We start from the raw sequence: 14662 nt of genomic DNA, 5'->3' as shown, positions 1-14662 counted from the left end.
GCAGCGGCCCGGGATGTGATGCATGCCATTGAATTCTGAAGTAGCGGCGTTTCTTGATCTGGTCGAAGACAGTCAGAACGACGCGTTTCACCAAGGGACACCCGAGCAGGCGCGAGAGGCGTTCGAGCAATCCTCGCAACAGATGCGTTGGGCCGTGCCGGATGTCGACGTGAGCGAGGTGCAACACCGTGCCCGCGACGGCGCTGAACTGACCTTGCGGTTGTACCGTCCGTTGCAAAAGGGCGGTGTTTTACCAGTGCTGCTGTTTTTGCACGGCGGTGGTTTTGTCGTCGGCAGCCTCGACTCCCACGACGGTATCTGCCGCGAGTTCTGCGCGCGCACGCCGTGTGCAGTGTTGTCGGTGGGCTACCGCCGCGCGCCGGAACACAAGTTCCCGGTGGCATTGCACGATTGTGCCGATGCACTGGATTGGCTGCGCGAACAGGCTGGTGAATTTGCTCTCGATCTGTCGCGCCTGGTGTTTGGCGGCGACAGCGTCGGCGCCACGCTGGCGACCGTGCTGGCGCTTGAGGCGCGCGCCCCCGGCGCGCTGAAACCGTGCCTGCAATTGCTCTGCTACCCGGTGACCGACGCCTCGCAGCGCCGTGAATCGATGGACTTGCTCGGCGAAGGCTACCTGCTGGAAAGCGATTCCCTGGAATGGTTCTACCAGCACTACGCCCGCAGCATCGAGGACCGCAGCGACTGGCGTTTCTCGCCTCTGCTGAGCAACGACCTCGCCGGCGCCGCCCCGGCCTACATCGCCCTGGCAGGCTTCGACCCGCTGCTGGACGAAGGCCGTGCCTACGCCGAACGTTTGGCCAGCACCGGAGGACTGCTTGAATGCCGCGAATTCAGCGGCCACGTGCATGACTTCCTGCGCATGCGCATGGTCACTGAAGAAGTGGAGGCGATTTATCAAGAACTGGTGGGTGTGCTGCGCACCGTGATGTATCCGGAGACGGTCTGATCCGCCCTGGCCTGATGTGTGCGTCGACACCTCAGGCCATCAACATCCGCCCCTGTGGGAGCGAGCCTGCTCGCGAACAGGCCGGTCCTGACAGCTTGTTTCAGGAACTGACTATTGCGGTTTGAAACCTGGTTTTCCGTTGGCGGCTCGCCATTCTTTGATGGTGTTTAAAACGCCTTCTGGACTGTCCTCAACGCCTTCTTTTGGGTCATAAAGAACGCCGGTTCCATCAGGGTGTTGAGACGTGCGGAGGATGTTTTCAATGATGGCGTCATGCTCGCGCTCGGATGAATAATCTCCTTCGAACAGGCGACTAATCAGGGCTGAATATTCTGCCTCTGTGTATTCCTCAAACTTGGCCTTCAATATCATTTTCAAATTATCTCTACCAATACCGGACAATATTGAACCCTTGGCGAGGGAGCTGACTATTCTGGTTTGAAACCCGGTTTGCCGTTGGCGGCTCGCCATTCCTTCACTTTGCTAACGATCGCTTCCGGGGTCGCCTCCTCGTCGGAGTCGGCGTAATAAATCATGTCCGAGCCGTGGGGGTGTTCAGTCAGCTCTTCAAATAACAGCACTGCGCGGACCTGTTCTTTGTCCGAGTCAAATTGCGCATTGCAAATTCCGGATACGAACCGCAGAAAATCTGTTTCGGTGTAATCGGAAAGAATTGGTTTGTGCATTTCAATTTTTTTTCCTTGTGGATTTCAGAGTGTTGTTTTGGTGTGGTGACTCTGATGTTTTCAATGTCGTAGACCTTGCCGCTTTTGGATATGTATTTCGTGTGGTGTAGTTTGAGATTAATCTGGGTGACAGTTTTTTCAGGGGCTGACTATTCCGGTTTAAAAACTGGTTTATCGTTGGCGGCTCGCCATTCTTTGATGGCTTTTAGTACGCCGGCTGCGCTGTCCTCAACGCCTTCTTCGGGACAGTACAGAATGTCTATTTCATTCGGGTGTTCCGAAGTTTTTACGATGTTTTCTACAATGTCATCGTGTTCTTTCTCTGAACGGTAATTTCCTTGGAATAGCCGGTTTATAAGGCTGAGATATTCTGATTCTGTGTAGTGTTCAAACTTGGCCTTCAATACCATTTTCAAATTATCTCTACCAATACCGGACAATATTGAACCCGTGGCGAGGGAGCTTGCTCCCGCTGGTCTGCGCAGCAGACCTGAGTCGGTATACGCGGAGTGTCAGGCACACGTTGAACTCTGGTTTTACGACTGCTGCGCAGCCGAGCGGGAGAAGCTCCCTCGCCACAGGGTTATGCTGGAATTGACTATTCTGGTTTGAAACCTGGTTTACCGTTGGCGGCTCGCCATTCTTTGATGGCTTTTAAAACGCCTGCGGGACTGTCTTCAACGCCCTCTGCCGGGTAGTACAAAATCCCTGTTCCGTTTGGATGCTCTGAAGTCCGGACGATATTATTTACAATTGCATCGTGCTCCCGCTCTGAGGAATAGTCTCCCTCCACCAAACGATTTATTAAGGCTGCATATTCTGACTCTGTGTACTCTTCCAGTTTCTCTTTGAATTTCATCTTATGTTTTTCCATTTTTTGAATGGGCTTTGATGTGTTGTATTGGTGTGAGTAGTTGGAGGTTGTCAATATCGTAGACAGAACCTCCTTCGCTGATAGGTTTAATGTGATGTATTTCGTACTTCTGTCTTCCACCCACTTGCTCTTGAGGGGGAGCACTGGGCGAAAGAGCATTTCTGATGTCGATCTTGTTGAAAAGTGTGAATTCATCCAAAAACACGCGCTCATGCGCCACAGCCTTCCAAAACGCCCGCCTGAACGCTTTAAAACTGGAAAACTCCCGCCCCCTCAGCTTACTCGCAATCTGCGCGGGTATCGGTGCGCCCTCCGGGGTTGACGCCGCCCCCAGCCAATTCCCCGATATCACTTGTCCATTCCCCGTAGCGATTCCCGGATCTTGTCGCCGATCCCTGAACATCGTGAACACGGGTGAGATACCCGAGTCCGCCGGGAACACCGTGATGAACCCACCGAAACTATAGGCATCCAGTTCCGGGTGAGTATCGATTCGTCCTTCAAGTACCGCGACGGCTGTGCCGTCGTACACGACAATGTTTGGCCTACTGGCCGGTAAAGCGGTTGAGTTGTTAGCCGGTTTGACAATGGGCGTCCATGTCATGCCGATTGAGGGAGTGTCTGGACTGTCGACCCTGAAGACATTCAGACTGGAGTCGAACCTGGCGAGCCGGACCGGAGTCCTCGACGCGATACCGGTGTTGTGGGTCGACGCCACGAAGAACTCAGTGGCGTTATTGATTGTTCTGGAGCCCAGCGTCACTGGAAGGTCGATATCGCCATTGGTGAGCGCAATGGCGTTCAGTTCTTCAATGGGTACGGTCGCCAGATCTGCCAACGGAACACTCAAGGCACGGGTTTCGTCGGGTTTGAAGTCTGTGACTTCAACAATCCATGATTGGCGATCCTTGGGCACGAAGTCTGAAAGGGAGCCCTCGATAACTCGGGCATCGGAGTTGCCGAGTGGTGCAGGAAACAGTAACGCGGCAAACCCGACCAAAACGACGGATGAGGTTGTGACTGCGGCCGTTGTTGCTGTAACGATACCTGCTTGCAGAGCCGCTCTGATTGCTGCTGCAGTGGCAGCACGTGCTGCCACTTGGCCGGCGTTTACGGTGAACACTGGATTTGATGTTGCGAAGGAACTTGAGACCAGAAACGGGCGTAGTGCTCTAGCCGTGTCGAGCGATATCAGCCAATTGTTCAGATGTTCGAGTTGGGCATTTGAGTCTGCCATCTGCTTTGCGTGCGCATCCTCGCGCGCTTTGACCTCCTGTGCCTCGCGCGCTCGTTCGCGATCCCTGCGTTCTTGCTCTCGCTGTTGCTCCGCAGCAATCCTTGCGTGTTCAGCGGCCTGACGTGCCGCTTCGGCGGCAGCCGCTTGCGCCTGATCGTTGGCCTGCACGGTGGTCAGCCAGTTGTGCACATTGGCTTGTTGTTGATGCAGAACCGTGAGGGTCTGGGCCAGCAGTCTGGCTTCCAGCGCCGCTCGGTAGGACTGTTTCCACACGTTCATTCCCGGGCCGTTGGGGCTCAGGATCCGGTCGACGATCTGAGCGCGGGAGAGGAACTGGAAAACTGTTTTATCGGTAGGATCGCTGCCGTAGAAACCGTGGGACACCTGGATCTCGTGCTGCAGTTGCCGGGTCTTGCGCTCAATCACGGTGTTGCGCACACCCAGCTCGCGGATCAGCGATGCGGCGGGTGGTAGCGGCTGGGTAGAAATTTCCTGTCGTGCGGCAGCCAGGTCTGCTTCGATGGTCGCCGGAATCTGTGCAGTCTTGCCTCGATAATCCGCTTCCAGCGGGCCGGTAAAATTCTGCAGAACTTGTTGATATCGGCCGGTATTTCGCGGCGGTCCGAACATTCCGCTGTTGGGAATCGTGGTGCCGGTTGCGGGACTGATTGGAACGTTTTTGGGGGCTATTGCGGTTGTATGGACAGCCTCGTCCAACTCCCAGACTTGGGGCTTCTTCGGCATATTCATATCCTTTTGAATGTGCGCGGTTTATCGATAAGCAACTGGCAATGTTCCGTTGCTTTCTGCCATTCAAAATTACAATGAAACGGTTGCAGACGTTTCCGAGAAGCCCGTAGCTGATGACAGGAGATGAGGCAGGCGTTTTCGACGGGGCGTCGGTTTTAGCGCAGGCTTCGTTCAGGTAATCGGACGTTTCCTATGCAACGAAAGGAAATGCCTTTCAAACCGCACGCCGTGTAGTCCGTTAAACCTTTACCCATAAAAAAAGCGCCCCGGTTTGGCCGGGGCGCTTTTTGTGTTGCGGTGGTTAAATCAGAACGTGTACTTGAAGCCGGTCATGATGTTGCGCGGTGCGCCGTACATGCCGTGGTCGCCGGCGTAGCTGAGGTATTCGCGGTCGAATACGTTGTTCAGGTTGACCGAGGCGCTGAGGTTTTTGTTGATGTCGTATCGTGCCAGCAGGTTGGTGACGGCGTAGCTGCCTTGCTGGAAGGTATGCAGGTCGGCACCGGTCTTGCTCTGCCAGTTCACGCCACCGCCAACGGTGACTTTGTCCAGAATGCCCGGCAGGCGATAGCTGGTGAAGGTCTTGAGGCTGTGACGGGGCAGGGTGGTGACGATGCGCTCGTCATTGGAGTCGGTGCTGACCGCGTAGGCGTAACCGGCCGACGCTTGCCAGCCCTCGGCCAGTTCACCATCGAGGGTGAATTCCGCACCTTTGGTGGTGGTGCCCTGCTCGGATTTGTAGGTGTTGCCGCCTGGGGTGTCGATCCAGATCGCCAGGTTGTCCTGCTCGATCTTGAACAGCGCGAAGCTGGAGTTCAGCTTGCCATCGAAGTGGCTACCCTTGATACCGGCTTCGTAGCCGGTGCCTTCCATCGGATCCAGAGGTTTGTTGTTGATGTCGCGAACCCACGACGATTGCGGGTTGAAGATCTTGGTGTAGCTGGCATACAGCGACCAGGTGTCGTTGACGTCGTAGACCACGCCCGCGTAAGGGATGTAGACGCCGGTTTCCGATTCCTTGGTCTTGGTTTCTGCACCGCCGTACGGTTTGTCTTCGATATCGCGATGCCAGTCGACCACACGGCTGCCGAGCAGGATGCTCAGGTCATCAGTGGCGCGCAGGCGGGTGGCCAGGTAAGCGGCGTATTGCGTTTCATCGACGGTGGATTTGCCGGTGACGTTGAATTCGGGTTTGACCGAGTCGCCGTTCCAGTTCAGCAGGTTGTCGATGGCGCCGGCAGGGGAGCTGGAATAGTCGTATTTCCAGCTGCCGTAGCTCGGCACGTTTTCGTAGTATTGGGACAGGGTCACACCGGCGATCAGCTCATGCTCGCGACCCAACAGGCCGAACGGGCCGGTCAGGTAGGCGTCGATGTTGTTCTGGCGCGGGGTACCGGAGAAGCGCACCGGCAGTTGGGTCGTGCCGCTGCCGTCAGGGTTCAGGCCACCGTTGACGTAGTTGAAGACCTCGTCGAATTTGTTTTCGGAGTGAGTCAATTCAACCTTGCCGCTCCAGCCATTGCCGAATTGCTGTTCGATCGAGGTGAAGAAGCTGGTTTGTTCGTGGTCGTTGTAAGACCAGGTCTGCGCCGAGTTCAAGGAACGTTTGAGGTTGGTGCGCGAGCCGTCGGTGAAGCGGGTCGGCAGACCCGAACGCATTGGCGAGTCGACGTCGGTGCGCTGGTAGCTGAAGCCCATCGTCAGCAAGGTGTCTTCGGTCAGGTCGAACTCAGTGATGCCGTACATCAGTTGCGAATCTTGCTTGTAGCGGTCGACCCAGGACTGTTCAGTCTTGAAGTCGCCGACCAGACGGCCACGGATGTTGCCGGTTTCGGTCAACGGCCCGGAGACGTCGAAGCCGGTGCCGTAGCGATCCCAGTTGCCGGCTTCAGCGGTGACGCTGGCCTGAGCTTCGGCGGTCGGACGCTTGCGGATCAGGTTGATGGTCGCCGAAGGGCTGCCCAGGCCGCTGATCAGACCGGTGGCACCACGCACCACTTCAACACGGTCGTACATCGCCATGCTCTGGGTGTAGTTGTCCATGCGCTTGACGGTCGGCACGCCGTCGATTTCGAAGTTCTGGATCTCGAAACCACGGGAGAAGTAACCGTCGGACTCTGCGCCCTGGCCGTCACGCAGCACGATGATGCCTGGTGTGGCGTCGAGGGTATCGCTGAGGTTGGTCAGGCGCTGGTCGTCGAGGCGCTGACGGGTCATGACGGTCAGCGACTGCGGGGTTTCCTTGGGTGTCAGGTTCAGACGCGTCGAACTACTGGATGAATACGTGGTGTACAGCCCGGTGCCTTCAGTGGTCGACCCCGGCGCCTTGCCGGAAATCGATACCGCGCCCAGCTCCAGTGCGTTTCCCGCCGCTGCTCCGGTGGCCGGCACCAGCGAAACGGTGTTGCCGGTCAGTTGATAAGTCATGCCGCTCCCCAGCAGCAAGTTGTCCAGCGCCTGTTTCGGCTCCAGGTGACCGGAGACCGCACTCGACCTCAGGCCAGCCAGGGTTTCCGGACTGTAGAGAATCTGCAGGTTGGCTTGTTGCCCAAGCTGTTGCAGTGCGCTGGAGAGCGGTTGCGCAGGAACGTTGACGTCGACCGGCGTCGCTTGTGCCTGGGCGCTGCCCAATAACATCAGCGTCAGCAGGGCACCTGACAGCACGGCGCCACGCGGATTGCGGCGGGAAATGGCTACAGCCAGAGGGGTGCGGGACAACTTTAAGGCTTGCATTTGCTCGGGATGCTCCTGAAGTGCGAGTGCAGTTTTATTAGTTAATGATAATTAGACGCAACACTGCGTAAAAACCGGAAAAAAATCCCGCCAACCGCGAAAATCTCTGCTATCGCGTGAAGGCGGGATCAGCCCATCCCTGAGCGGTTGGCGGGTCAGGCCGGGTTGAGCGCGGTTTTGACTTTGCCGGCATCCATGCGCACCAACTGGTCGGCGACATCGAAGTAACGGTCATCGTGGGAGATCACGATGATGGTTTTGCCCAGGCGTTTGAGGTCGGGCAGCAACTCGGTGTAGAAGATGCGGCGGAAGGTTGGGTCCTGATCCGCGGCCCATTCGTCGAACACCAGCACCGGGCGTTCCTCCAGCCAGGCATTGACCAGCGCCAGCCGCTTGCGCTGGCCAGTGGACAGGTCGGTGGTGGTGAAGCTGCCGTCCTGCACGCTGACCTTGTGGGCGATTTCCAGGCGTTGCAGGTATTTGTTGGCGTCGTCGGGAATGTGCGTATCGCCTTGCACCACGTCATCGAACAGGTAGTAGTCGGCAAAGACCGTGGTGAACAACTGGCGGTAATCGTCGCGGGTGAGGGCGGTCACGCACTCGCCGTTGAGGCGGATTTCGCCTTGTTGTGGCGGATACAGGCCCAGCAGCAGTTTGATCAGGGTGGTCTTGCCGCAGCCGTTTTCGCCGACGATGAACACGATGTCGCCCTGTTCGATTTTCAGGTTCACCGGCCCCAGCGTGAACGGACTGGCGTCGCCCACGGCCGGGAAGGCGTAGCGCACGTCTTTGAGTTCCAGGCTCTGCACCGGCTCGGCTTTCTTGCCCTGATCGCTGAGCAACAGATGCGGCTCGGGCGAAGAGAACTGCGCCGACAGTTCGGCGATGCGGCGGAAGGCGATCTGTGCGCGGCTGACCACCGGCAAGGTGCCGACCAGATGCTCCAGCGGACCTTTCATGTACAGCAGCACCAGGACGAAACCGCTCATTACGGTTTTGTCAGCACTGGGCCAGAACGATTGCAGGGCCAGTGCCAGACCGATGACCACAAAGAACAGCATCGAGCCGAAACTCTTGGCGATCACGAAGGTGTTGATCGATTTGATCTGGGTCTTGCAGATGAAATCGGCAGTGCCCTTGATGCCGCTGTTGTACATGCGTTGGCGACGGGGGCGGTGAATGCGCAGTTCCTTGGCGCCTTCGGCAATCGCGTTGTAATGCTTTTGCAGTTCGTCTTCAGCATCACGGGCGGCGAAGAAACCTTTGATCCCGCGCCCTTGGGCGAAGTACTGAATGCCCGTGCCGATCAGGATCGCCACCACCATGATCAGGAACATTGGCCACGACAGCATCGCCAGATAACCCATGCATCCGAGGGTCACGGTCAACGAGATGGCCAGTGGCGCGAAGGCGAAGGCGAAGTCGCTGATGGTGTCGACATCGTGGGTCAGCACCGGAATCAGGCGATGGCTGCGATAGCGTTCGATCTGTTCGATCGGTGCCGACAGGACTTTCTCGCCCAGTTGTTTGCGCAGGGTGGCGATGATGTGCTGGCCGACATAATTGGTGCCGATGTCCGAGCAGATCGAGCTGAGCAGCGCCAGCACACACAGGCCACCGAACAGCGCGACCACGCCTTGGGTCAGACCGGATTCGGAGTGCAGCGCGTTGTTGATGGTGGCCAGCAGGACCGTGACACTCAGGCCACCGACCATACCCAGAATGACCGACAGTGCGACGACGAGCCGAAAAGGTTTGAGTAGGGTGAACAATTCATGAATTGCACCGCGCGTAGGCTGGGTCATGACAGGACAGTTCCTTGGGTCGTAAAGGCAGATACCCTGTAGAACGTCTGATCCGCTGCTTAATTTAGACGGTCGCCGACTGGCGGCGACCGGGGGGAGAGGAGAAGCGTTACTGCCGATTACAACTCACGCACGACGCGGAAACCGATCCAGTCGCCGCGGGTCTTCGGATCGATGTCGTTGCGGTTGCCCGAACGGGAGAATACCGGCGCTTCACCCCAGTCATTGCCGCGAATGCGCAGGGTCTCGCAGTTGGGTTCCAGCCACGCGCTGCCGTCGGTTGGCGCACCTTTGTAGTCTGGGTGGTAACAATCTTCGACCCACTCGTAGACATTGCCGTGCATGTCGTACAGGCCAAAGGCGTTGGGCGGATAGCTGCCTGCCGGCGAGCTGAAACTGTAGCCGTCCGCCGGGCCGTAGGTGTTGGCGTGCTTGGCGATGCTGTAACCCTTGCCTTCGTCGAACGGGAAGGGGAACGGTCCTTTGGAACCTGCACGGGCACCGTATTCACGCTGGGCTTCGCTGAGCATGCTGTAGGTCTGCCCGGTTTTTTTCGACAACCAGGCGACGTAGTTCTTGATGTCCTGGAAGTCCATGCACACCGCCGGCTGGCGCGGGGTTTGCGGGTAGCGCGGTTTGCTCGCGACGCACTCGCGACCGGGGCGCGTGTCACCGTCGGCGATCACCGCACCGCTCTCGCGAATGTAGCTGTCCCACTCACCTGCGGTGATTTGAAAGCGGCTCATGGCGAAGGGTTTGGCAACGGTCACTTCGTGCATCGGGCCTTCGTCGGGTTCGCGCCCGACTTCATCGTCCGGTGTGCCCATGGTGAAGGTGCCGGCCGGCAGCACGACCATTTCCGGGCAATCCTTGCAGTCCTTGAACACTTTGCCCGCAGCAGGGGCGGTTGCGGCCTGGGCGGCGCTCGGCAGCAGGCCGCTCATGAGGGCGGCGAGGGCCAGTGCCTTGAGCGCCTTGGCGCCGAGGGCAGGGGTCAACAGATCACGTTTCATGAGTCATCTCGTTTAAAGGAAAGCGGGGCGTCACAGCTGTTTGTTGAGCACGGCCATGAAACGCTCGATGTCGTTTTCGCTGTTCAGCAGGCCGGGTGCGATGCGGATTACCGGGCCGACGTCGCGCTCCACCGCGTCGCACACCACGCGGTTTTGCATGAGTTGAGCGGCGACCTGATCGCAATCGCGATCCTTGATCCGGAAGAAGGTGAAGCCGGCAGACAGATCGCTGCTGCGCGGTGTTACCAGTTCAATCGAACGGTGTTCCAGCAAGCGATTTTTGGCGTAGGTATTGAGTTCGTGAATACGCGTTTGCACCTCGCGCTTGCCCAGCGTCAGATGCAGTTTGAATGCTTCATCCAGCGCCCAGCGATGTTCGAAACTGTGATACCCGCCGGGGGTCATGATGGTCGAGAACGTGGTGGCTTCGGAGAAGGTCGGGATGGTCGGGGTGACGTCCTTCAGTTCGCTGGAACGTGCGCAGATGATCCCGGTGCCGCGCGGGCCGAACATCCACTTGTGGGTACCGGCGATAAAGAAATCGCAATGCATGTCGGGGAAGTCGAGGTCATCGACACCAAAGCCGTGCACGCCATCGACGACGTACAGGATGCGATCCTTTTCCTCGCGCTGGCGATTGTGCTGGTCCACCAGTTTGCCGATCTCGCCGATCGGCAGCTTAACGCCGCTGCCCGATTGCACCCAAGTCATGCCCAATACGCGGGTTTCAGGGCGAATGCCTTTGTCGATACGGGTCAGTATTTCGTCGACGGATAGCGTTGCGCTGCTGTTGAACAACTTCAGTTTGCGCACCTTGACGCCATCTTTCTGCTGGCGATAAGCCAAGGTGTAATTGGTCGCGTAGTGCTCGTGTTCGGTGGTGAGGATTTCCTGATCGGCGCGCACATGAATGCCGCCATAGATCAGCGCCAGACCTTCGGTGGTGCTGCCGGTGAGGGCGATCTGCTCAGGCTTGGCCTTGAGGTAGCGACCGGCCCATTCGCGTACGGCTTGCTCGCGTTTTTCGGTTTCACCCAGATCCCAATCCATCGCCCGGCCGGGGTTGCGATCCAGCGTGGTGCGATGCCGCTCTATGGCTTCGCGCACCGGCCTGGGGTGAGAGGTCACGAGGAAATTGGCGAAATGCAGGTAGTCCGGATCCTGATCGAACAGCTGGCGCAGTTGCGTCCATTTGTCCGCGGAGACCGGTTGCGGATTGGCGGCCCGCGCGGGGAGGCTGACAGCAGCGCCCAGGGGCAGGCCGGCGGCCAGAATCCCGGCCTGCTTGAGGAAAGAACGGCGGTTGGTCATAAGGTCGGTTTCGCTTGTTCAAAAGGGCATCAGTGGGTGGCGACGGGTTTTGACGATTGCTGCACCTGTTCCCAGACCCGCAGGAAGTTGCCGCCCCACAGTTTCGCGATGTCGGCTTCGCTGTAGCCACGGGAGATCAGTTCGGCGGTTACGTTGCGGGCCTCGCTGACGTCTTTCCAGCCATCGATGCCGCCGCCATCGTTGAAGTCGGAACTGATGCCGACATGGTCGATGCCGATTTTCTTCACGGCGTAATCAATCGCATCGCCGAAGTCCTTGAGGGTCGCTTTCGGTTCCTCGTCGACAATTCCATAGAGCTGGCTGGCGTACTCGCCGAAGCGTTGTTCAGACCACACGGTGATGATCGGGTCGCCAGGCATCAGCGCCATTTCCAGGCCCTGCAGTGGCTGCAGATCAAACTTCGCACGCAACGCGTTGAGCTTGTCCTGGGTTGTTTGGCTCAGGGGGCGCAAGTAGGTCGGGAAGCCGACGATTTGCACCACGCCGCCACTGTTCTTGATCAGTTGCATTTCCTGGTCGCTGATATTGCGCGGGATATCCACCAGTGCCCGGGGCGCCGAGTGGGAGGCCACGATCGGTGCGCGGCTCAGCTGCGCAACCTGTTCCAGTGCCTTGGTCGACATCTGCGAGACATCGATGATGACGCCCAGATCGTTGAGGCGATGCACAGCCTGTTTGCCAATGTCCGACAAGCCGCCAAGGGCATCGCGGGTGTCATTGAAAAATGGCAGGGGCCGCGAGGAGTCGGCCCAGGCGTTGTTGCCCACGTAGCTGAAACCGAACATGCGCATGCCGCGTGCAGCCCATTTGTCCAGGGCATTGAGGTCGTTGCCCAGTGGGTAGGCGTTGAGCATGCTCATGAAAATCGCAAACTTGCCTTCGCCGTGCAGACGGCGGAAGTCGTCCGGGGTGTAGGCGATGGCGACCTGATTGGGGAAGTCGCGCACCAAGGTGCTGATGATCTTGTAACGGGTTTCCTGTTCGAAGCGTGCTTCTTCGACGAACCCGGCGGTCGGGCGGTGGGGGGCGTTGGCGCCGTTCCAGATTTCCGGCCAGCCGAAGATCGTCAGGGCAGCACCGGAAAGGCGTCCGCGCGCGGTTTTCACCAGGTCGAACTGGCCACTGCCATCCTTGTCTGCTTCGTTGCCGGCGGTGCCGAAATCCAGTGGCACGGTGATGTGGCTGTCGAAAGAGAGGATGCGATCCTGCAACTCATCGGCTTGCTGCATGACTTTGACCGGGTAGCCGGGGTTGTCCTTGAACCAGTGCTCCCAAACCGCGAAGCCTGCAGCGGTACTGATCGCCAGGGCCAGCGGCAGGCCAATGTAAAGAGCCTTTTTCGAACGTGGTTTTGTCATTGCCATCTCAGTCATGTTCGCCGTCGAGGTGCAGGCACAAGGGCCTTTGCTATCTGGGAGGAACGACTGACCGGGCGCAAAATTTAGGGGTTCTCGCCACAGGAAATCATTGCGCGGACCATTAAATTTGCGTGGGCAACAAACGTTCTAGCTTGGATAAAGCCTGCTTCATGGCTGACACAGGTAGGGCAATGACGATTTCTCGACGATGGTTCATGGCGGGTCTGGCACTGACCGGCGCCGCTGTGCCTGCAGCGTATTTTGGGCATCGTGAATGGACGAAGCCGGATCCGACGATCACCCCGGGTGAAGCGTCGTTCGATGTCGCGGACGTCGCTGGGCAACGCCTGGCCGATGCCCTGCGCGGTGTCTGGCAGATTCGTTTCGAGGGTCGTGACGCCGGTATCGCGGGTTTGCCCGGAGAGGGCCTGGAAGTGTTTCTCGATGTTGCCCATAAAGGACGTGGCGTCATCGGTTTTCTCGACACGGCCGAGCGCTTGCGCTCGTCTCAGGCGCCGCGCTACCGAATCCTCGCTGACCTCGCCGATGTCAAAGCCTCGCAGTTGAGCTGGCGTCTGGTCAGCACGTCGGCGGCCGATGGCGCACCGGACTACGAATTCAGCATGGCGCTGGACGAAGTCTGGGGCGGCTTCGGCAACGCCGGCAGCGGCAGCCTTAGCGGGCGCGTCCTCAACCTTGATCGCCCCTTGATGCTGCCGGCGCAGGACAACCGTTTTATTGCCGTCAAACGCGTATTCCCCGAGGCACGCGAGCGTGCAGGGTTGAACCCGACGTTGCTGGCCTGGCTGATTTCTCCCGAGCACCGCTTGTTCCATCAGCTCTGGCACGCCAGCCGTGACAAGTGGCATACCTTGAGCGAGGAAAAACGTGGCGCCCTGCGCGGTATCGGTTGGCAACCCGGCCCGCGCGACAAGGAGCGCGACGCCCGTGGCCCGCGCAAGGACCGCAATGGTTCGGGTATCGATTTTTTCTTCATGCACCGGCACATGTTGGGCATGGCGCGTTCGATGCAGGATCTGCCGTCGTGGCAGCATTTTCCGCTGCCGCAGCCGGAATTGATCCGCGATCGCCGAGGCTTTGCGGATTATTTCGACAACCACGACGGCACTTCACTGCCGCCGACCTGGCTGGCCGAGGACGATGACGAGTACTCGCAATGGGTCAGCGACATCAAGACAGCCGAGACGTATCACAGTAATTTTCTGGTTTGGGAATCGCGTTACCGCGACCCGCGTTATCTGGCGAAACTGACGTTGGGGCAGTTCGGTTCGGAGGTCGAGCTGGGGCTGCATGACTGGTTGCACATGCGCTGGGCTTCCGTGCCGCGCGATCCCTCCAACGGGCATCCGGTGCCGTTTGCCCGTGATCCCGCTGATTTTTCCGCGCGTTGGTACGCCGCTGAAAACGATTTCCTCGGTGACCCGTTCTCTTCTCACGTGAGCCCGGTGTTCTGGGCGTTCCATGGCTGGATCGATGATCGTCTGGAAGACTGGTTCCGCGCGCACGAACGCTTTCATCCGGGTGAAGTCAGTCGCTTGCAGGTCAATGGTGTGGAATGGTTTGCGCCGGGCCGCTGGGTGGAAGTCGCCGACCCGTGGCTCGGGCCGAGCACCCACGGCTGCAGTACAGTGCCGGGCCTGCAACCTGGCAAGTCAGTTGAAATGGATCCGGAAACCATGAAGCTGGCGCTGCGCATCACCTTCAGCGATGACGAGAAATTGTTGTCGTCGTTGTTCCGTAAAGTGCCACAGCGTCCGTGGTATGCGCGCCATCTGAAACCGAAACAGGCTTCGGCATGAGACCGCGTCATCATGCTTGGCGAGCTGGCTCGCTTCCATAGGTTTTGTATTAGCCACAGATTGTGGCAACACCACCTGTTTTTG

12 protein-coding genes and 1 pseudogene are annotated in these 14662 nt (G+C 58.5%); 2 read left to right on the top strand and 11 right to left on the bottom strand.

What is annotated here, in order from left to right; translation table 11 throughout:
* The first annotated feature begins 22 nt into the window (after positions 1-22).
* Positions 23-970 (top strand): alpha/beta hydrolase, encoded by a 948-nt coding sequence (locus ACQ4OE_RS19380; RefSeq protein ID WP_430947587.1) that lies wholly within the window; start codon positions 23-25, stop codon positions 968-970.
* A gap of 111 nt (positions 971-1081) precedes the next feature.
* Here ACQ4OE_RS19380 and ACQ4OE_RS19375 read toward each other — a convergent pair whose 3' ends face one another.
* The 11 genes and pseudogenes from ACQ4OE_RS19375 to pvdM all read right to left on the bottom strand — a co-directional run bounded on the left by ACQ4OE_RS19375 (position 1082) and on the right by pvdM (position 12758).
* A complete protein-coding gene (locus ACQ4OE_RS19375) occupies positions 1082-1372 on the bottom strand; it encodes a bacteriocin immunity protein (RefSeq protein WP_430947586.1) in 291 nt (96 codons plus the stop codon).
* A 26-nt stretch (positions 1373-1398) separates the two neighbouring features.
* Positions 1399-1644: a bacteriocin immunity protein gene (locus tag ACQ4OE_RS19370; RefSeq protein WP_430947593.1), complete on the bottom strand. Its 246-nt coding sequence runs from the start codon at positions 1642-1644 to the stop codon at positions 1399-1401.
* Positions 1530-1784, bottom strand: a pseudogene (locus tag ACQ4OE_RS19365) (hypothetical protein); the annotation flags it as partial. The gene ACQ4OE_RS19370 and the pseudogene ACQ4OE_RS19365, both read right to left, overlap by 115 nt.
* A 21-nt stretch (positions 1785-1805) precedes the next feature.
* On the bottom strand, positions 1806-2096 hold the full coding sequence (locus ACQ4OE_RS19360; RefSeq protein ID WP_253756673.1) for a bacteriocin immunity protein: 291 nt from the start codon (positions 2094-2096) through the stop codon (positions 1806-1808).
* Between the two features lie 158 nt (positions 2097-2254).
* Positions 2255-2515: a bacteriocin immunity protein gene (locus ACQ4OE_RS19355; RefSeq protein ID WP_430947585.1), complete on the bottom strand. Its 261-nt coding sequence runs from the start codon at positions 2513-2515 to the stop codon at positions 2255-2257.
* A 1-nt stretch (position 2516) separates the two neighbouring features.
* Positions 2517-4511, bottom strand: coding sequence for an S-type pyocin domain-containing protein (locus tag ACQ4OE_RS19350; RefSeq protein ID WP_430947584.1), 1995 nt, complete (start codon positions 4509-4511; stop codon positions 2517-2519).
* Positions 4512-4823: 312 nt separating this feature from the next.
* Positions 4824-7250, bottom strand: a complete 2427-nt coding sequence (locus tag ACQ4OE_RS19345) for a TonB-dependent siderophore receptor (protein WP_430947583.1) — start codon at positions 7248-7250, stop codon at positions 4824-4826.
* 155 nt (positions 7251-7405) lie between these two features.
* A complete protein-coding gene (locus ACQ4OE_RS19340) occupies positions 7406-9055 on the bottom strand; it encodes a cyclic peptide export ABC transporter (RefSeq protein WP_430947582.1) in 1650 nt (549 codons plus the stop codon).
* Positions 9056-9174: 119 nt separating this feature from the next.
* The gene (locus ACQ4OE_RS19335) at positions 9175-10068 is read right to left on the bottom strand and encodes a formylglycine-generating enzyme family protein (protein WP_430947581.1); all 894 of its coding nucleotides are present in this window, start codon (positions 10066-10068) and stop codon (positions 9175-9177) included.
* Positions 10069-10098: 30 nt separating this feature from the next.
* Entirely contained in the window at positions 10099-11379 is a 1281-nt protein-coding gene (locus tag ACQ4OE_RS19330; protein WP_430947580.1) for an aminotransferase class V-fold PLP-dependent enzyme, read from the bottom strand.
* Positions 11380-11408: 29 nt separating this feature from the next.
* Entirely contained in the window at positions 11409-12758 is a 1350-nt protein-coding gene (gene pvdM, locus ACQ4OE_RS19325; protein WP_430947579.1) for a pyoverdine-tailoring dipeptidase-like protein PvdM, read from the bottom strand.
* A gap of 191 nt (positions 12759-12949) precedes the next feature.
* Here pvdM and ACQ4OE_RS19320 point away from each other — a divergent pair, with 191 nt between their 5' ends.
* Complete coding sequence (locus ACQ4OE_RS19320) at positions 12950-14578, top strand: PvdJ/PvdD/PvdP-like protein (protein ID WP_430947578.1); 1629 nt, start codon at positions 12950-12952, stop codon at positions 14576-14578.
* The last annotated feature ends 84 nt before the right edge of the window (positions 14579-14662 follow it).

Source organism: Pseudomonas sp. WC2 (assembly GCF_050586545.1).
GTDB lineage: Bacteria > Pseudomonadota > Gammaproteobacteria > Pseudomonadales > Pseudomonadaceae > Aquipseudomonas.
This window is presented reverse-complemented; position numbering and strand designations above follow the sequence as displayed.